The organism is Pseudarthrobacter naphthalenicus (assembly GCF_029076445.1).
In the GTDB taxonomy this organism is placed as follows: Bacteria; Actinomycetota; Actinomycetes; order Actinomycetales; family Micrococcaceae; genus Arthrobacter; species Arthrobacter naphthalenicus.
The window spans coordinates 145,936-164,279 of sequence record NZ_JARESG010000009.1 but is presented as its reverse complement, the minus strand read 5'-3'; the positions used below and the strand labels follow the sequence as shown (position 1 = coordinate 164,279).

Genomic DNA, 18,344 nt, shown 5'->3' with positions numbered 1-18,344 from the left:
TACTGGCGCTACCGCCAGAACGTTCACGCCTGCGGCTGCGCACATCGGCAAGACCCTCACTGCCACCGTCCGGAACCAAAACCGGTTACACCACGGCTGCCAAAACCTCGGTGGCCACAGCGGGAGTGCTGTAGCCGGCTGGCTGCGGACTCCTGGAGATGACCAATGAGGAGGCCCGTCAGCTAAACCTGACGGGCCTCCTCATTGTTAAAGTAGGTCTCGGCTTAGTCCAGCAGCTGAGAGAGCGAGGTGACCTCGCGACCCTCAAAAGAGGGCACGGTCTCCCCCGCCCTGTTGAGCCACACGCCCACCAGCCCCGCCGCCGTCGACCCTTCAGCGTCCAGCAGCCTGTTGTCGCCCACGTAGAGGGTCTCCTGCGCGGAGGTCCCCAGGAGCCGGACGCCTTCGAGGTAGATCGCAGGCTCGGGCTTGGCCGCACCGACGGTATCGGTGCCAACCAGACGGCCCACGCGTTCCAGCCCCGCGCTGTCCAGCTTTGCCCGCTGGTAGTCGTGCACGTTGTTGCTTACGGCACCGTAGGGGATGCCGGCAGCATCCAGCACGTCAAGGAGCGGAAGCACGTCCTCAAAAGCCCGGACCAGCGCGGGCTGCAGCTCACTGTAGGCGCTCAGCCAGCGGTGCGACTCCTCGCCGTCGGAAAGTTCCACCCCGAAGTGGCCCAAGGCGGCCCGGCCCCGCAGCAGCCGCTGGTCGTTGAACGTCAGCTCCCCTGCCAGGTAGCGGTCGTAGTAATGCGTGGTTTCGTGCGTGAAGATCCTGCCAAAACGATCCCACCCGGACTGGTCCAGACCGGGCAGCAGATGTTCGCTGACCTCGCGCAGGGCGGTGGTCATGGCATACTCCAGGTCAACCAGGGTGTCGTCGATGTCGAAGAGGACACCCCGGATGGTCCCGAAGCGGGTGGTCAGGGAGCTGCCAACAGCCGTGTCTGTCATGACCGTCAGCCGCGGAACGTGCGGAGCCGGGCCAGGGACGAATCCTTGCCCAGGATCACCATGGACTCAAACAGGGGCGGTGAAATCCGGCGCCCGGAGACGGCAGTGCGCACCGGCCCAAACGCCAGCCGGGGCTTGATTCCCAGGTCCTCCACCAGCGCCTGCTTCAGGGCCCCCTGGATGTTCTCCGGGGTCCACTCCGCTACGGGTTCGAGGGCCGCCAGGGCGGCGTCCAGAACCTCGGTCAGGTTGGCCGGCAGGCCCTTGCGGGCGTCATCGGCGACGTCGATGGCATCATCGGCCTTGAACAGGAACCCCAGCATCTCAGGTGCTTCGCCCAGCAGCGTGACGCGTTCCTGGATCAGGGGTGCGGCTTCCGTGAGGATCTCCTCCTGGCGTGCCGTGAGCTGCTCCCCGACAAAACCGGCGGCGCGCAGGTACGGCACAAGCCTGCCGCGGAAGTCCTCCGGGTTGAGCATGCGGATGTGCGTGCCGTTGATGGCCTCCGCCTTTTTGATATCAAAACGCGCCGGGTTTGCCAGCACATCCTTGACATCAAAGTTTTCGATCAGCTGATCCACCGTGAAGATGTCCTCGTCCGCGGAGAGGCTCCAGCCCAGCAGCGAGAGGTAGTTCAGCAGGCCCTCCGGGATGAAGCCCCGATCGCGCAGCAGGAACAGGTTGGACTGCGGGTCACGCTTGGAGAGCTTCTTGTTCCCCTCCCCCATGACGTACGGGAGGTGGCCGAACAGCGGCAGGTAGCTGGCGACGCCGATTTCGATGAGGTACCGGATCAGCACCACCTGGCGCGGCGTGGAGGACAGCAGGTCTTCGCCGCGCAAGACGTGGGTGATGCCCATCAGGGCGTCGTCGACCGGGTTGACCAGGGTGTACAGCGGTGACCCGTCGGCCCGGACAATGACGTAATCCGGGATGCTGCCGGCTTTGAACGTGATGTCGCCGCGGACCAGGTCCGTGAACACTACGTCCTCGTCAGGCATGCGGACTCGCAGCACGGGTTTGCGGCCCTCGGCCTTGAACGCTGCCAACTGCTCCTCGGTGAGTTCACGGTCGAAGTTGTCGTAGCCGAGCTTGGGGTCGCGGCCGGCGGCGCGGTGGCGCGCTTCGACTTCTTCCGGGGAGGAATAGCATTCGTAGGCGTAACCGGCCTCAAGGAGCTTCGCGACAACGTCCTTGTAGAGGTCCAGCCGCTGCGACTGCCGGTACGGCTCATGCGGGCCGCCCACCTCCACGCCCTCTTCCCAGGAGATTCCCAGCCACTTCAGGGCCTCCAACAGCTGCTGGTAGCTCTCCTCCGAGTCACGTGCCGGGTCCGTATCCTCGATCCGGAACACAAACGTGCCCTTGGTGTGCTTGGCGTGGGCCCAGTTGAACAATGCCGTCCGGATCAGCCCCACGTGCGGAGTCCCGGTAGGCGAGGGGCAAAACCGGACGCGCACCGGGGTATCGGCAGTGACGGACGGGACGGAGGCAGCAGTCGACGCAGAAGCAGTAGTCATAGTGGCTTCAACTTTACCGCTTGCCGCGCAGTCTCCTGGCCCGGCTGGCCAGCATGAACCGCGTCAGGAAGTAACCCGCCAGCACAATGCCTGCCCCTGCGAACACCAGCCCCAGCCAAACGGGCCCGCCCAGCCAATGCACGGCACGCGCGGCCATCAAGAAGGTTCCGATGGAACCGGCAGCAAGGAGCAGAAAGGACCGGACAGCGCCCGTCTTGGACTGGCGCGGCCGCGTGGTAGCCCACGCCGCGGGGCTGGAAGGGACCCTTCGCATACGTCCGGGACCTGGTTTTAGCGGCGGACCACCGGGTTGGACAGGCGCCCGATGCCTTCGATCTCGACCTCATACCGGTCGCCGGCCTGGACAAGTCCAACGCCCGCCGGGGTGCCGGTCATGATGACGTCGCCGGGCAGCAGGGTAAAGGCCCGCGAGACGATGGAGACGAGCTCCCGGACGCCGTGGATCATCTGGCTGGTGCTGCCGTCCTGGCGCAGCTCGCCGTTCAGGCGGCCCTGGATCTGCAGGTCCTCGGTGTCCAGTTCGGTTTCGATCCACGGGCCCAGCGGCGCCGAGGTGTCAAAACCCTTGGCCCGGGCCCACTGCAGGTCCGTCTTCTGCACGTCGCGCGCCGTGAGGTCGTTGCCGCAGGTGTAGCCGAAGATGACGTCGTCGACGCGCTCTTCCGGGACGTCCTTGCAGATCCGGCCGATGACCACGCACAGCTCGGCTTCGAAGGAAACTTCCTCCGAGAACTCCGGCAGCACAATGGGATCGTTGGGTCCGACGACGGCGGTGTTGGGCTTCAGGAACAGCAGCGGCTGGGCCGGGACTTCGTTGCCCAGCTCCGCCGCGTGTTCGACGAAGTTGCGTCCCACGCCGATGACCTTGCTGCGGGGGATGATGGGGGCCAGGAGCCGCACATCCTCGAGCTTGTGCTTGACGTGGGTCCGCTCGACACCGTTGAAGAACGGGTCGCCGTGGATGACAGTGATCTCCTCACTGCCGGACTCGCCTTCAACAACGCCATAGAGGGGATCAGAATCGACTACAAACCGGGCAATACGCATGGTGAACAGCCTACCGTCTTGACCTGTTGCCCTTTGGTCGGGTCAGTTGCTCCGGTCAGGCGCCCGACCGTCCACGGAGGTAATCCAGCTGGGCAGCCACCGACATCTCGGCGGCCCGCCTGACGGAAGGATCGACGTCGGCGTACACCGCGTCCGTCACCGCCGGCACGCTGGCGTCCGGGCCAAGTCCGGTGAGGGCTGCGCGGATCTGCGCGAGCCGTTCGAGCCGATGTGCCCGGTAGGCCCCGGTGACGGCCTCCAGGGAAGGGAGCACCGGGCCGTGCGCCGGCAGGACGGCAGCCCCGCCGAGGGCTTCCAGCCGGTCCAAGGAAGTAAGGTAATCGCCCAGTGCGCCGTCCGGGTAATCCAGCACGGTGGTCCCCCGGCCCAGGATGGTGTCTCCGGTCAGCACAGAGCCGTGCGCGCCGTCGTCGGGCAGGTGAAAGCACACCGAATCCGAGGTGTGCCCCGGCGTGGCCACCACCTGAAGGGAAATTCCGGCCGCCTCGATGATCTCACCGTCGCGCAGGGGCTCGCCGCCGTGGCAGTACCGGGGATCCGCAGCCCGCACCGGGGCGCCGGTGAGTTCCCGCAGCCGCACGGACCCCGCAGTGTGGTCTGCGTGGCGGTGCGTTACCAGGATCAGTTCAACGCCGCCCACAGCCGCCAGCCGCCTGAGGTGCCCTTCGTCCGCTGGCCCCGGGTCCACCACCACCGAAGCCCCGGCATCGGGCGCCGAGATCACGTAGGAGTTGGTGCCGTCCAGGCTCATCGGTCCGGGGTTGGGCGCCAGGATGAACTGCGAGAGGGCCGAGCTGCGCTGCAGGACGGGGCTGGAAGCTGAAGTCACTCTTCTATCCTTGCATCCGCCGGCTGCACGGACATCCGGCTGGACAGCTGCGCTGCCAGTGCGGCGTTGCCGGAATAGAACACGGCACGCGCGGGGTTGACCACCAGTGACGACCCCACGAACTCCAGCAGGAAGCCGGTACCACTCTCCATGAGCGCCACATCCACCACCCTTGCAGACCTCCTCGCCGAGGCAGACGCCGCCGGCCATGACCATGCCGCAACGGAGAAGAACAGCGGGCTCCAGCACATCCATAACCACGCCACCGGCAGCATCGTCTGGTTCCCCACGTGGAAGAAGTTCCGCGACACCACGGATTGGAACCAGGCCGTGGACGTGGTCGCGGCGGATTTCCGGTCAGGTTCGGCGCCGGTGGAAAAATGGGCCACCGCGTTCCTTGCCGGCGATCTGGCCATGCTCCTGGAGCGCGCTGCCGCCGCCAGCGACGCCAACACGTTCGTGGAGGAGAACCTCACGCTCCATCTGACCCGGACCTGGGCCGTGGCCGACGCCGTCGCGCAGGAAAACGGGACGGATCTGCCCAACGGCAGCACCACACCCCCGGTCTTCGCCGGCTACCCCTACGACGTCTACGCCCAGGACGGCGGCGTTTTTGCCACCACGCTGTGGAACGACATCATTGACGCCCGGCGGAACCGGGCACTCACCGAGGAAGCCGCGCGCAAGGCCCTGAAGCCCGTCTCCCGCAAGGCCCTCAAGAACGCTGCCCGGAAGGCTGCCCGCCGCTGAGGCGCGGATACCTGACATCGGGCTTCATTAACGGGCGACGGCGGTTGGCTGGCACTATGTGAAGCTTTCCACCGTGCCGGCCAACCGCCGTCGTTGTTTCCGCCTGAGGGCCGCTTAGGCGAGGCGCGTCAGCCAGCCATGCCGGTCCGGCACGGTTCCGGTCTGGATACCGAGGAGCTGCTCACGGATGGCCATGGTGGTCTCCCCCGCCTTCGCGTCCTCCGAGCCGATGAACTCCGTGGCATCCTTCAGGACCCCGATGGGAGTAATCACGGCGGCGGTGCCGCACGCGAAGACCTCCGCGATCTCGCCGGATGCCACGCCGTCGCGCCACTCGGACAGGGTGATCTTGCGTTCGCTGACTTCGCGGCCCATGTCCTTGGCCACCTGAATCACCGAGGAGCGGGTGACGCCCTCGAGGATGGTTCCGGTGAGGGCGGGCGTGGCCAGGGAGCCGTCCTTCATGACGAAGAACACGTTCATGCCGCCGAGCTCTTCCACGGCGTCGTCATTGAAGTGGTCCAGGAACAGCACCTGCTTGCAGCCGTTGGCTTCCGCTTCCTGCTGGGCGATCAGGGACGCGGCGTAGTTGCCGCCGCACTTCGCAGCGCCGGTACCGCCGCGGCCGGCACGGGCGTATTCGCGGGAGATCCAGATGGACACCGGCTTGAGTTCGCCGCCGAAGTAGTTGCCCGCGGGCGAGGCGATGACGCGGAAGGAAACCTCCCGGGCGGCCCGCACGCCAAGGAACGCCTCGGTGGCAATCATGAACGGGCGCAGGTAGAGCGCCTCGCCGTCCCCGGCCGGAACCCAGTCCTTGTCAACAGCAACAAGTTCGCGGATGGCGCCCAGGAAATACTCAACCGGGAGTTCCGGGAGCGCCAGCCGGCGGGCTGATTTGTTCAGGCGTGCCGCGTTGGCCTCGGGCCGGAACGTCCAGACGGAACCGTCGGCGTGGCGGTAGGCCTTCAGGCCCTCGAAAATCTCCTGGCCGTAGTGAAGCACCGCTGCCGACGGATCCAGGGAAATGGGGCCGTACGCCTCAATGCGCGGGTTGTGCCAGCCTCCGGCGCCTTCTTCATCAACCGAGTAATCCACCACGGCGGTGTGGTCGGTGAAGTAGTTGCCGAATCCCGGGTTCGCCAGGATGGCTGCACGCTCTTCAGCAGACGTCGGGGTTGCCGAAAGCTGCTGGCTAAATTCGACGCCATGGGCAGTCTGAGTCATGGTTCCTCCACGATCGGCCGCCCGTGAACGTGGTTCTGCACTGAACCGCAGGGGCAGCATTTGGTGATTCGAAACAAGCTTACGCCCGTTGGCAGCACCCCCGGTGCCTGCCTAAAGCGCTGCGGCGATGGCGTCACCCACGGCGCTGGTGCTGCGTGCGCCGCCGTCGCGATTTTCGACGTCGGCGATCACTGCCGCTTCAATCTTCCGCGCCGCCGCGGCGTAGCCAAGGTGGTCCAGCAGGAGCGCCGCCGACAGGATGGCCGCGGTGGGATCGGCCTTCTGCTGGCCCGCGATGTCCGGCGCTGACCCATGGACCGGTTCGAACATGGACGGGGCGGTGCGGTCCATGTTGATGTTGCCCGAGGCAGCCAGCCCGATGCCGCCGGTGATGGCTGCGGCCAGGTCGGTCAGGATGTCGCCGAAGAGGTTGTCCGTAACGATGACGTCAAAGCGGGACGGGTCGGTGACCATGAAGATGGTGGCCGCATCGACGTGCAGATAGTCATGGGTGACCTCGGGGAATTCCTGCGCCACAGCTTCGAAGGTGCGCTTCCACAGGTGGCCCGCGTAGACCAGCACATTGTGTTTGTGCACCAGGGTGACATGCTTGCGTTCCCGGGCGCCGGCGCGGCGGAACGCGTCGCGGACCACGCGCTCCACGCCGTGTGCCGTGTTCAGGGAAACTTCGGTGGCGACCTCGTGCGGCGTGCCCGCGCGCAGGGTGCCGCCGTTGCCAACGTAAGGCCCTTCGGTGCCTTCGCGGACCACGATGAAATCGATGACGCCCGGGTTGGCGAGGGGGCTGCCCACCGTTCCGTACAGGCGTGAGGGACGCAGGTTGACGTAGTGGTCCAGGCTGAAACGGAGCTTCAGGAGCATCTCGCGCTCGATAATGCCCGACGGAATCCTGGTATCGCCGGGGGCTGCGCCCACCGCACCGAAGAGGATGGCGTCCCGGGTACGCAGGTCTGCGAGGACCTCATCCGGGAGGGTCTCGCCGGTGGCCAGCCAGTGCTCGGCACCGAGCTTGTAGTGGGTCTGCTGGAGGTCCACACCCTCGGCGGCTACGGCCTTCTCGAGGACCTTCAGCGCCTCAGCGATGACCTCGGGGCCAATGCCGTCACCAGGAATTACTGCGAGATTAATCGATGCGCTCATACTCCAAGAATATTAAGTCAATCCGCATGCCGGACAATCAGTCTCATTTACTGAGATGGAGTCTGTGGAGCGGGCGTCAGCGGGGCGGCACATTCGGATCCGGCGAGGCTACGACGACGACGTTGGTGCCCCAGGGATCCTCCGTGTAGCAGGAAATCAGCACCATCCGGTTGGGCTGAACCTGCCAGATGGGGCTGTCCTTAAGTCCGGACTTGCTGTACGTGGCGACAGAATCCACGCGGTAGGCCAGCTCGCCGGTGGCCGTGGTCACGGTGAATTGGTCACCCACGGCAGCTTTGGCACTCAGGTGGTTGAAGGGTGCGTCCCGGTCCACCCAGCTGTGCCCTGCCACGTAGGTGGTATTCGCTGAGCCCTCGCCGGGCACTCCATACGGAGTGAGCCAGTAACCGTCCATTGTGGGCGGCGGCACGATGGTCTGGTTGGCCTGGTCCTGGCCGCTTGGTTCCAGCGGGTGGATCACCACATCGATGTTCGCGGCAGCGTAGACCAGCCGCTGGGGCGGTGAGGCGGCGGGGCCGGCAGGAGCTGCCGGTGCCGGGATGGCAGCCGCTGCCGGTGCCGGGCTGGCGGCCGGTGTGGGGGTGGGTGCGGGGGTGGGGGCGGCCAACGACGGAGGCGCAGTCGCGGCCGGCCGGGTCACGGTCTCGGGCGCAGTTACCGGCCCGCCCGCCGGGGTAAGGAACGCAACGACGGCGTAAGCGAGGAACCCGCAGAGGATCACGAAGAGGATGCTTCGGGCGGTGAAAATTCTGGGCCGGGCGTGGCGGCCGCGCTGTGGCGGACCACTCATGTCCGCCGGACCAGTGGAGCCTGTCGGATCTTCCGGGAGCGGCTGGCGGTCGCTGTCCATGGTTTCCTCGAACGTCGGTGGAATCTGCCTGACTGGCGGCAGGCGCCGTGCCCTCTCGGCCACGGCGCCTGCCACGGTGTTAACGAATGCCCTTGCGGGCATCAGATACGGGAAGCCAACCTAACGGTCCCGGGAGACGCCACCGGTCAGCAGCACCTTGCGTGCAGCCACTCCGCCCGCGGCGAGCAGCATCACAATCACGCCAGCCATCCAGGGGGCAAGAACCGGGCCGGAGGGTGCGACCGCTGTCTGGACGTTAAAGCCGGCGTTGTTGGCCCTCACCACGGGAGCGGGCGGCGCAACGGCGCCGGTGGGAACCTGCGGGGTGACTACCGGCGGCACCACGGGGGTAACAACCGGCGGCGTCTCCGGGGTGACAACCGGGGGCTTCTCCGGAGTCACGACCGGCGGCTTCTCCGGAGTCACTACAGGCGGCTTTTCCTCCTGACACGTGCACGGAACGCAGCCGTTTCCGTAGGTGTCCTGTCCTTCCTCGTCCCAGTTCATGCCCTTCCACTTGCTACCAGCCGGAATGATGTCGTCACCATGCTGGTAGTGGCCCTTCAGGGCCTCTAACGCGACCGTGATCTTCACATACGGATTGCTTTCCGACCCGGTGGCGTGGCAGATCGTGACCTTGTAATTGTGGTCGTTGTCCCCGTTGCCGTTGCCGTTTCCGTGGTCTGCGGGGACCTTGCAGCCGGCCTTGAGGATGCCGGCCTTGTCCATGTTCCGGCCTCCCGGAAGCACCTTTCCGTCATTGGCCGGAATGATGTCACCGTCGTGCTGGTTCATGTGGGTTTCGAGCGCATGCAGATCGATCGTCACGGCAACGTAGGGATTGCTGTCCGAACCGGTTGCATGGCAGATAGTGATCTTGTGGTCAGTGTTTGCGTTGTCAGTTGCTACAGCCGGAGCGGTGGCACCGAGTAATGCGAGTCCGGTGACACCTAAGGCGGCAAGGATCCGTTTCATTTCCGTCTCCATACATTGTCTGGTCCAAACTGATCAGACGGAGGGAAAAACGGCGCTCCGATGCGGGGGTGAAAAAGGCAAACAGATTGCACCAGAGCGACGGTTCTCCCAGATGCGAATCATCAGTTTGCTAACTCGACAAGGCTATGCAGCGGCTTTGGGGGTGTCTCCAGTACTCGTTACCCGCATTCCGGGGCCCTGCCTACTGCTTTGGCGCAAACACTACTCAGGTCGGGCAGCAGTCCGGAGGGCCCGGAAACGGACTACGCTTCGGCGGGTTCCTCATATTTGGGGAACACCGGCGAAGGCGCGGGCAGCGCCGTTCCCGCGGCGATCGGCGTGGACAGTGCCGCGAACTGGCGCGCTTCACCCTCAGGCTGGCCGAGGGTGTTCAGCAGCGCATCCATGGCGTTCGGCATCACCGGCTGCGCCAGGATGGACACAATCCGCAGCACTTCCAGGGTGACGTACAGGACGGTGTTCATGCGGCCGACGTCGGTCTTCCGCAGCACCCAGGGGGCCTGCTCCGCGAAGTAGGCGTTCGTGTCCCCCAGGACGGCCCAGATGGCCTCCAAAGCGCGGCTGAACTCCTGCTTTTCGAAGGCTGCCCTGGCGGTTTCGAGAAGTCCGTTGGCCTGCGCGAGGATCGCACTGTCTTCAGCGGAGAACGCTCCCGGCACCGGCACCTTGCCCTCGCAGTTCTTCGCCACCATGGACAGCGAACGCTGCGCGAGGTTGCCGAAGTTGTTGGCCAGGTCCGAGTTCATCCGTCCCACAATGGCCTCGTGGTTGTAGCTGCCGTCGGCACCGAACGGGACCTCGCGGAGGAAGAAGAAGCGCACCTGGTCCAGGCCGTACTGGGCCACAAAGTCCGCGGGCGCCACCACATTGCCCAGGGACTTGGACATCTTCACGCCGTTGTTGTGGAGGAAGCCATGGATCATGACCCGCTTGGGCAGCTCGATCCCTGCGCTCATCAGGAACGCGGGCCAGTAGATGGCATGGAACCGGGAAATGTCCTTGCCAATGATGTGCACGTCCGCCGGCCAGAACTTGCGGAACGACTCCGACTCGACATCGGGGTAGCCGACGCCGGTCAGGTAGTTGGTGAGTGCATCGACCCAGACGTACATCACGTGCTTGTCGTTGCCGGGCACCGGGACGCCCCAGTCAAAGGTGGTGCGGCTGATGGAGAGGTCTTCGAGACCGCGGCGGACGAAACTGATGACTTCGTTGAAGCGGGACTGCGGCGCGCCGAATTCAGGCTGGGCCTCGTAGAGGGCAAGAAGTTTGTCCTGGTAGGCGGATAGCCGGAAGAAGTAGCTCTCCTCAGCCGTCCACGTAACTTCGGTGTCCGTCTCCTTCGAGTAGCGCACGCCGTCGTCCTTCACCACGGTGTCATCTTCCACGTAGAACGCTTCGTCCCGCACCGAATACCAGCCCTCGTACTTGGACAGGTAGATGTCCCCGTTGGCTTCCATCTTCTTCCAGATGGCCTGCGATGCCGCGTAGTGGTCGGCGTCCGTGGTCCGGATGAAGCGGCTGTACGTGATGCCCAGGGCGGCGTGCGCAGCTTTGTATACCTCGGCGTTGCGGTCCACGAGTTCCTTGGGCGTGATGCCTTCCTTCTCGGCCGCCTGCGCAATCTTCATGCCGTGCTCGTCGGTACCCGTCAGGAACATCACCTCATGCCCGTCCAGCCGCTTGAAGCGTGCCATGGCGTCGGTGGCAATGTACTCGTAGGCGTGCCCGATGTGGGGCACGCCGTTCGGGTACGTGATGGCCGTGGTGATGTAGAACGGGGATTTCTCTGAAGCAGTCACGTGCGGACGGTACTTTCGGTGCGGAGGGGCAGGCTAGATGAGTTCAGTCAGCGTATCGCTCAGGCGGACCAGTTCGTGGTCGTGCGAAGCGACCAGGACCGCGATGCCGTCCGAGGTGGTGTCCTTGAGGATGCTGATGATGCGGTTGGCGGACGCCCTGTCGAGGCTGGCGGTGGGCTCATCCACCACCAGCACGCGGGTGCCCAGGATGAGGGCCCGTGCAATGGCCACGCGCTGGCGTTCACCGCCGGACAGCTGCGCCGGCCGGTGACGCATCCGGCGGCCAAGGCCAACCAGGTCCAGGAGGTCCTTGGCCATGTCGCGGCGCTGGTCCACCTCGCCGTCGGGCACTGCGGGCAGCAGGACGTTTTCGAGCGCGCTCATGCCGTCAATCAGGGCGCCGCCCTGGTCCACGTAACCGATGAGGGCCCGACGGCGGTCCGCGATTTCGTCGTCGCCCATGCTTTCGAGCGAATCGCCTTCCCAGAAGACGCGTCCCGACGTCGGCAGTGTCAGTCCGGCACCAACGGTCAGGATGCTGGTCTTGCCCGAGCCGCTTCGGCCGGCCACACAGTGCATCTCACCGGCGTGCAGGGTGAGGTCGAAGCCCTCCACGACGCTGACGGCTTCCGCACCGCCCTTGCCGCCGCCATAGCGGATGGTGATATCGCTCAGTTGGAGCGGGGTCTCGTGGTCCGCGGCCTTGACGATGGTGTTGGCACGGGTCTGCAGGGGCGTGTCAGCAGCGCCGGACCTCCGGCTCCGGTGAACATTCGTCTCGTTTGTCATTGGACCACTTTCGTTGCAATCGGTATCCAGCAAAGTACAGCCACAAGCCCGGCGACACCGGCCCACAGCGCGGCATACGGGGCAAGTAGGAGCCCGATGCCCAGTGCGCCGAGGACACCCAGCGGCAGGGCCACGGTTCCCACCAGCGCGTTTTCGAAGAGGCGGACCTGCCGAAGCATGTCCGGGTTCCAGCCCATGGCCTCGAGGATCCCCAGGTACTGGCGTTTGGCGTTGAGCTCAAACCTTCCGGTCACCAGGGTCAGGATCAGGCCCACCGCAACACCGGCAAGGGCCAGCAGCATGCTGGGCAGCGCCACGCTGGCGGCAGCCAGGCCGCTGAGGGCACTCGCCCCGGCGGCGCGGGGAATGTCGATCAGCAGGGCCACCAGGCCACCCACCGCGGCGCCAAACACGCCGACGGCCACCGCAAGGGACAAGGTGTTGAACTTGTTGGTGCTGAGTTGGCGGTTGGCGAAGGTCAGCGGGGAATCCACCGGGATCAGCCGCTCGTCGTGCTGCGGTTCCTGGTCCACCTCGTCGCGGTGGCGCAGCTGCTGTGCCGCGAAGAAGGCGGCGGCCGCGTAGAGGGCCAGGACGGCCGCGGACACCACTGCCGTGGTCAGGCTCCAGCTCAGCAGGCTCAGGACGATGCCGGCGAGAGCGAGCAGTGCCGCGCCGACGCCGAATTCCTCCAGGACCCAGGTGCGGATCCGTCGCTGGGTCCAACCCATGGCGCGCAGGGTCCCTGCCTCGCGTTTGCGTTTCCGGATGTAGCTGACCGTGGAGGCACCCGTCAGGAGCGCTGCACCGCAAAGGGTCAGGAACAGCAGGGTGACGTTGGTGCCGGTCAGTGAGCCGGAGACGGCGTCCGCGGCGTTCTGCCGGACCCAGGACTGCTTGACGGTGCCCAGCGCGGACTCCTTGCCGGCGTCGTCCTTGGAGTAGCCGGGCACAAAGATGCTGGCGTCCTCGCGGGCCGAGCCGGCCACCACGGTGGCGTCCAGGCCCATGTCGCGGATTTCACCGGCGAGCTTTTCCACCTCGGGCTGGGCTTCTTTCCAGCTGCCGGGAGCCTTGGCCCGCACGCGGACGGCGTCGATCACGGCGGCGTTGTCCTTGTAGCCGCGGGCGGCAGCGAGGCCGTAGTAGTCCGTGATGGCACCGGCGGACTGGCTGGCGAGGCCGGTGGCGCTCAGCGAAGGCTTGAGGTCAGCCGCAGTCACAGCCTTTCCGCTGGCGTCCTTGGTGAGGGTAAGGGGGGTCGGATCGTAGCCGCCCAGGGGCAGCCTGTTGACGTCACCGGCGGCGGCCGCAACAGCGGCGGGGTCGAACGTCCCGTAAACCATGGCCAGCGGAGCCGCGAGTTTCTGACCGGTGGCAAGGTTCTCCCGGTAGGAGCGTTCGTCCACGGGTTCACGCTGGGTCTGGTCCACCGGCGCACCGCTGGCGCTCTTCTCCGGCAGGCGGTTCACCGTGACCCAGTCCCCCGGCGTGGCGGTTTTGCCGACGGCCCCGTTGGCAGCCTTCTCGCCATCGGTGTATTTCGGCGCGGCGGCAAAATCGGTACTCCACGTGGCCGGGGTGTAGAGGCCCTGGTTGAAGTTGCCCTGGGCGCCCAGCAGCGATGAATGGTCGGTGGAGCCGGGCCAGGACAGGGCGAACGGGTCCTTGGAAACGAACGGCAGGTAATCCTTGTCCAGCGAACGTGTTGCGGTGCCCACGTCCTTGACTACCTTGCCGGCAGCGTCGATCTCCTCGATCTTGACGTTGTACTTCAGGTCAAGGGAGGTTCCGGAGCGCACAATCAGCGGGATGCCCTGGGAATCGGCGGTGAGCTGCCCGGTGCGCTTGGCCTGCTGGTATTGGGTCATAAGCGGCGCCCAGTACTTGAGCTTGACGCCCAGGAAGTCGGGGCCCTCTTCGAGCTCTTTCATGCTGATGCCGTTGGTGAAGAGGCTTTCGAAGTGCCGGCCGATCGCTCCGGCGTTGCGGGCGTCAGCGGGCGGGGCCTTCTCCAGGGGTGCCAGGAAGTCGCCGGCGGAGCCCAGCAGTGCGCGTTCCGCGACGGGGTCGACGGCGACGACGGACTCGGTCACCTCAGGTGAGAGCGGCAGCGACACCGACAGGTTAAAGAGGTTGTGTTCGGAACCGCCGGCAGGGGCGGCGAACTTGATGCCCGTCTCGCCCGCGGGGGGTGCGATACGGACGCTGGTGCCGCCGACGGTTTTCTCTTCGACGAGCTTTGCCTTGCCCAGTGAGCCTTCGGCCGAGGACTTGAACAGGACCTGTTCGGAGACGCCGTCGGAGCTCACCGCGCTGGCCGTGAGCCGGTACTTCTTGGGGGTGTCGCCCAGCACGGATTCAGCTGCGGGCCATTTGGCCGGATCGGTGGCGCCGGCCGCCTGGTCTGCGGTGGCCGTGCCGGCCAGTCCGGCGTTGTAGCCGAGGAAGTCCATGGCATCGAGCCGGGGAGCTTCCAGGTTTTGGGTGACGCGTGAGACCAGGCTGATCGGCGCGGCCACTGACGTCCCGGCGAGCTTGCGGATCTGCGCCAGCTGGTCGAAGCTGACGCCTCCGCCGCCGTTGGCGATCTCCGGCTGCATCAGTGAGGATGACCCGGCTTTGGCCTGCACGAGAACGTCGTAGAGTCCGCGGGAGTTTTCATCCACCGTCCTCTTCAACGCGGCCTGCGACTGGCCTTGGACGAGGACCGACAAGCACATGGCTGCGATCAAGATGGCCGCGGTCAGCAGCAGCACTTTGCTTCTGATGAACCTCTGGACGGCGTTCATTGGGCTCCCTGAAACCTGGATTGCGTGCGCACACCACAGTCCGCGGGCGGCGGACATCATGGATTCTCTGCCGGGTGTGCAAAAAGTATTGGCCGGTCTGCCGGCGCTGTCCTGAAAGAGGACCTAGCCATTGTAAGCAGACCGGCCAATCATACGTGGCCGGGCTAAGCTCCGGTCACGCGTTGTTCACCTTCGTGATGCTCTTAGTCTTCGAGATCGACTTCGCGGACCATTTCGGCGCCGATGCCGGCCTTGATGGCATCCAGCACCTGCTGCGGGACGGACGAGTCGATGGTCAGCAGGGCGAGAACCTGGCCGCCTTCGTCCTGCCGGGCCACCTGCATGCCGGCGATGTTGATGTTGTTCATGCCCAGGATGTGGCCGATGGTTCCGATCACGCCGGGGCGGTCGGAGTAGGAGACCACCACAAGGTGCTCACTGATGGGGATCTCGATGTCGTACCCGTTGATGCCAACCAGTTTCTGGACCTGCTTGGGACCGGTCAGCGTGCCGGCGACGGAAATCTGGGTGCCGTCGCTGAGGGCTCCGCGAAGGGTCAGGACGTTGCGGTAGGACTCCGTGTCCGGGGTGGTGATCAGCCGGACATTGATGCCCCGCTGCTCGGCGATGACGGGCGCGTTGACGTAGGACACCTGCTCGGTCACGACATCCGCGAAGATGCCCTTCAGGGCGGCAAGTTCCAGGACCTTGACGTCGAGGGAGGAGATTTCGCCCGCCACCTCCACGTCGAACTGGGTCAGTGAGGCGTGGGTGAGCGCGGTGAAGATGCGGCCGAGCTTTTCGATCAGCGGGATGCCGGGCCGGACGTCCGGGGCGATGACGCCGCCGGCCACGTTCACGGCGTCGGGCACCAGTTCGCCGGCCAGGGCCAGCCGCACGGACTTGGCCACCGAGACGCCGGCCTTCTCCTGGGCTTCGTCGGTGGAGGCACCCAGGTGAGGCGTGACCACCACGTTGTCCATTTCGAAGAACGGCAGGTCGGTGCTGGGTTCCTTGACGAAAACGTCGACGCCGGCGCCCGCGATCTCGCCGTCCTTCAGGGCAGCGTGGAGCGCTTCCTCGTCCACCAGTCCGCCGCGGGCGACGTTGATAACGTAGGCGGTCTTCTTCATCTTCTTGAACGCCTCACCCCCCAGCATGCCCACCGTTTCGGGTGTTTTGGGCATGTGGATGGTGATGAAGTCCGACTGTGCCAGGAGCTCATCCAGGGTGACCAGCTGCACGCCCAGCTGGGCGGCACGGGCGGAGGTGATGTAGGGATCATAGGCGAGGATCTTGGTGTCAAAGCCCTTCAGGCGGGCCGCCACGAGGGCACCGATCCGGCCGAGCCCAATGATGCCGATTTTCTTCTCGTACAGCTCAATTCCGGTGTACTTGGACCGCTTCCACTCGCCCTCCTTGAGGGCGGCGCTGGCCTGCGGAATGTGGCGGGCAAGGCTCAGGATGTGGCCCACGGTCAGTTCTGCGGCGGAAACAATGTTCGAGGTGGGCGCGTTGACCACCATCACGCCGGCCTGGGTGGCGGCTTTGATGTCCACGTTGTCCAGGCCTACGCCTGCGCGGGCAATGACCTTGAGGTTCTTGGCCGCGGCAATGGCTTCGGCATCCACCTGGGTAGCGGAACGGACCAGGATCGCGTCCACATCCACGATGGCGGAAAGCAGCTGGGAGCGGTCCGAGCCGTCTGTCTGGCGGATCTCGAAGTCCGGGCCCAGGGCCTCGACGGTGGCGGGCGATAGTTCTTCGGCGAGCAGTACTACGGGTTTTGACACGGGTGATCCTCTGCGTTGCAGTCCTTGGGATGGAACAAGTCTAGGCGGACGGAAAGGCCGGGCCCACATTGTTAAGTGGACCCGGCCTCACGATGGCAACCCTGCGGGGTGCCGGCAGAGCAGCCTTAGCGGGCTGCCGAGCCTTCTACGTAGTCAGCGTCCTGCTGCTGCCAGGCGAAGAGGGAGCGCAGCTCGCGGCCGACTTCCTCGATGGGGTGCTGCTCAGCCTTGGCGCGCAGTGCCTTGAACTCGACGCCGCCGTTGTCCTGGTCCTCGATGAAACGCTTGGCGAAAGCACCGCTCTGGATGTCCGCGAGGACAGCCTTCATGTTCTCCTTCACCTCGGGGGTGATGACGCGCGGGCCGGAGACGTAGTCGCCGTACTCGGCCGTGTCGGAAACGCTCCAGCGCTGCTTGGCGATGCCGCCTTCCCACATGAGGTCGACGATGAGCTTGAGCTCGTGAAGCACCTCGAAGTAGGCGATCTGCGGCTGGTAGCCGGCTTCGGTCAGCGTTTCGAAGCCGTACTGGACCAGCTGGGACACGCCGCCGCAGAGGACGGACTGCTCGCCGAAGAGGTCGGTTTCGGTCTCTTCGGTGAAGGTGGTCTTGATGACACCGGCGCGGGTTCCGCCGATGGCCTTGGCGTAGGACTTGGCCAGGTCCCAAGCGGATCCGGTGGCGTCCTGCTCGACGGCGATGATGTCCGGGATGCCGCGGCCGGCTTCGAATTCGCGGCGGACAGTGTGTCCGGGCGCCTTCGGTGCGATCAGGATGACGTCAACGCCTTCAGGGGCCTTGATGTAACCGAAGCGGATGTTGAAGCCGTGGGCGAAGGCCAGGGCCTTGCCGGGGGTCAGCTTGTCCTTGATGGAGTCGTTGAAGATGGCACGCTGGTGCTGGTCCGGAGCCAGGATCATGATGACGTCGGCCCACTCGGCGGCGTCGGCCACGGTCTTGACCGTGAAGCCGGCATCCTGTGCCTTCGCGATCGAGGAGGAGCCTTCCTTGAGGGCGATGACAACCTCAACGCCCGAGTCGCGCAGGTTCAGCGCGTGGGCGTGGCCCTGTGAGCCATAGCCGACGATGGCGACTTTGCGGCCCTGGATGATGGACAGGTCGGCGTCGTCGTCGTAAAACATTTCAGTCACTTGCGTAACTCCTTTTGAGTGGTTTCTCTGGTGTAAATAGTCTGTGGTGCGGTAATGCACGGGCTTTGCGCGGCAAGCGGAGCGGGCTCCACCTGCTTGCCATTGCTATGCGCTGCGCAAGGCCCTGTCACTCATGGAGCGGGATCCCCGTCCAACGGCCAGGGTGCCGGACTGTACAATTTCGCGGATGCCGAAAGGCTCAAGCACTGAAAGCAGCGCCGTGAGTTTTTCGGGGTGGCCTGTTGCTTCAATGACCACGGAGTCGGTGGAGACGTCAACCACTGAAGCACGGAACAGGTCTGCAGCCTGGGTCACCTGCAGACGAGTTGCGGCATCCGCACGTACCTTGACCAGGATGTGGTCACGCTGTACGGAAGATTCGGGGGTGAGCTCAACGATCTTGATCACGTTGACCAGTTTATTGAGCTGCTTGGTGACCTGTTCAATCAGGTCACCATCGGCGTCGACGACGACGGTCATCCGGGACATGCCCTGGACTTCCGTCGGGCCCACGGCCAGGGAGTTGATGTTAAAGGCGCGGCGGGCGAACAGGCTCGCGACGCGCGTCAGGACACCGGGCTTGTCTTCAACCAGAACAGACAGTGTATGGCGGGTCAT

General features: G+C 65.3%; 17 protein-coding genes. 1 reads left to right on the top strand and 16 read right to left on the bottom strand.

Annotated features, from left to right (window positions below):
* Positions 1-224: 224 nt before the first annotated feature.
* Genes PY310_RS11185 through PY310_RS11160 form a run of 6 tightly spaced genes read right to left on the bottom strand, consistent with a single transcriptional unit; the run spans position 225 to position 4,546 of the window.
* On the bottom strand, positions 225-956 hold the full coding sequence (locus PY310_RS11185) for an HAD family hydrolase (protein ID WP_275214447.1): 732 nt from the start codon (positions 954-956) through the stop codon (positions 225-227).
* 5 nt (positions 957-961) lie between these two features.
* Complete coding sequence (gene gltX, locus PY310_RS11180; RefSeq protein WP_275214446.1) at positions 962-2,476, bottom strand: glutamate--tRNA ligase; 1,515 nt, start codon at positions 2,474-2,476, stop codon at positions 962-964.
* A 13-nt stretch (positions 2,477-2,489) separates the two neighbouring features.
* Positions 2,490-2,750 (bottom strand): hypothetical protein, encoded by a 261-nt coding sequence (locus PY310_RS11175; RefSeq protein ID WP_275214445.1) that lies wholly within the window; start codon positions 2,748-2,750, stop codon positions 2,490-2,492.
* A gap of 17 nt (positions 2,751-2,767) precedes the next feature.
* Positions 2,768-3,544 (bottom strand): fumarylacetoacetate hydrolase family protein, encoded by a 777-nt coding sequence (locus PY310_RS11170; protein WP_275214444.1) that lies wholly within the window; start codon positions 3,542-3,544, stop codon positions 2,768-2,770.
* 55 nt (positions 3,545-3,599) lie between these two features.
* Positions 3,600-4,394 carry an MBL fold metallo-hydrolase gene (locus tag PY310_RS11165; RefSeq protein WP_275214443.1) on the bottom strand — a complete coding sequence of 265 codons (795 nt, stop codon included), beginning with the start codon at positions 4,392-4,394 and terminating at the stop codon, positions 3,600-3,602.
* On the bottom strand, positions 4,391-4,546 hold the full coding sequence (locus PY310_RS11160; RefSeq protein ID WP_275214442.1) for a hypothetical protein: 156 nt from the start codon (positions 4,544-4,546) through the stop codon (positions 4,391-4,393). The genes PY310_RS11165 and PY310_RS11160 overlap by 4 nt, the downstream gene beginning before the upstream one ends.
* Here PY310_RS11160 and PY310_RS11155 point away from each other — a divergent pair.
* The gene (locus tag PY310_RS11155; RefSeq protein ID WP_275214441.1) at positions 4,545-5,144 is read left to right on the top strand and encodes a hypothetical protein; all 600 of its coding nucleotides are present in this window, start codon (positions 4,545-4,547) and stop codon (positions 5,142-5,144) included. The two genes, PY310_RS11160 and PY310_RS11155, sit on opposite strands and share 2 nt — an antisense overlap.
* Before the next feature lie 114 nt (positions 5,145-5,258).
* On the opposite strand, the gene PY310_RS11150 is transcribed toward PY310_RS11155, so the two are convergent.
* The 10 genes from PY310_RS11150 to ilvN form a co-directional block, all read right to left on the bottom strand.
* Positions 5,259-6,371: a branched-chain amino acid aminotransferase gene (locus PY310_RS11150; protein ID WP_275214440.1), complete on the bottom strand. Its 1,113-nt coding sequence runs from the start codon at positions 6,369-6,371 to the stop codon at positions 5,259-5,261.
* 111 nt (positions 6,372-6,482) lie between these two features.
* Positions 6,483-7,532, bottom strand: coding sequence for a 3-isopropylmalate dehydrogenase (locus PY310_RS11145; RefSeq protein WP_275214439.1), 1,050 nt, complete (start codon positions 7,530-7,532; stop codon positions 6,483-6,485).
* Between the two features lie 76 nt (positions 7,533-7,608).
* The gene (locus tag PY310_RS11140) at positions 7,609-8,505 is read right to left on the bottom strand and encodes a class F sortase (protein ID WP_342755742.1); all 897 of its coding nucleotides are present in this window, start codon (positions 8,503-8,505) and stop codon (positions 7,609-7,611) included.
* Positions 8,506-8,523: 18 nt separating this feature from the next.
* Positions 8,524-9,378, bottom strand: coding sequence for a hypothetical protein (locus PY310_RS11135; RefSeq protein ID WP_275214438.1), 855 nt, complete (start codon positions 9,376-9,378; stop codon positions 8,524-8,526).
* Between the two features lie 263 nt (positions 9,379-9,641).
* Positions 9,642-11,201 (bottom strand): methionine--tRNA ligase, encoded by a 1,560-nt coding sequence (gene metG / locus PY310_RS11130; protein ID WP_275214437.1) that lies wholly within the window; start codon positions 11,199-11,201, stop codon positions 9,642-9,644.
* Between the two features lie 33 nt (positions 11,202-11,234).
* Positions 11,235-11,990, bottom strand: a complete 756-nt coding sequence (locus PY310_RS11125; protein WP_275214436.1) for an ABC transporter ATP-binding protein — start codon at positions 11,988-11,990, stop codon at positions 11,235-11,237.
* Positions 11,987-14,782 (bottom strand): ABC transporter permease, encoded by a 2,796-nt coding sequence (locus PY310_RS11120; protein ID WP_275214435.1) that lies wholly within the window; start codon positions 14,780-14,782, stop codon positions 11,987-11,989. The genes PY310_RS11125 and PY310_RS11120 overlap by 4 nt, the downstream gene beginning before the upstream one ends.
* 203 nt (positions 14,783-14,985) lie before the next feature.
* Positions 14,986-16,575 carry a phosphoglycerate dehydrogenase gene (gene serA, locus PY310_RS11115; RefSeq protein WP_275214434.1) on the bottom strand — a complete coding sequence of 530 codons (1,590 nt, stop codon included), beginning with the start codon at positions 16,573-16,575 and terminating at the stop codon, positions 14,986-14,988.
* A 125-nt stretch (positions 16,576-16,700) separates the two neighbouring features.
* Complete coding sequence (gene ilvC, locus PY310_RS11110) at positions 16,701-17,726, bottom strand: ketol-acid reductoisomerase (RefSeq protein WP_320535902.1); 1,026 nt, start codon at positions 17,724-17,726, stop codon at positions 16,701-16,703.
* Between the two features lie 105 nt (positions 17,727-17,831).
* Positions 17,832-18,344, bottom strand: coding sequence for an acetolactate synthase small subunit (gene ilvN, locus PY310_RS11105; protein WP_275214432.1), 513 nt, complete (start codon positions 18,342-18,344; stop codon positions 17,832-17,834).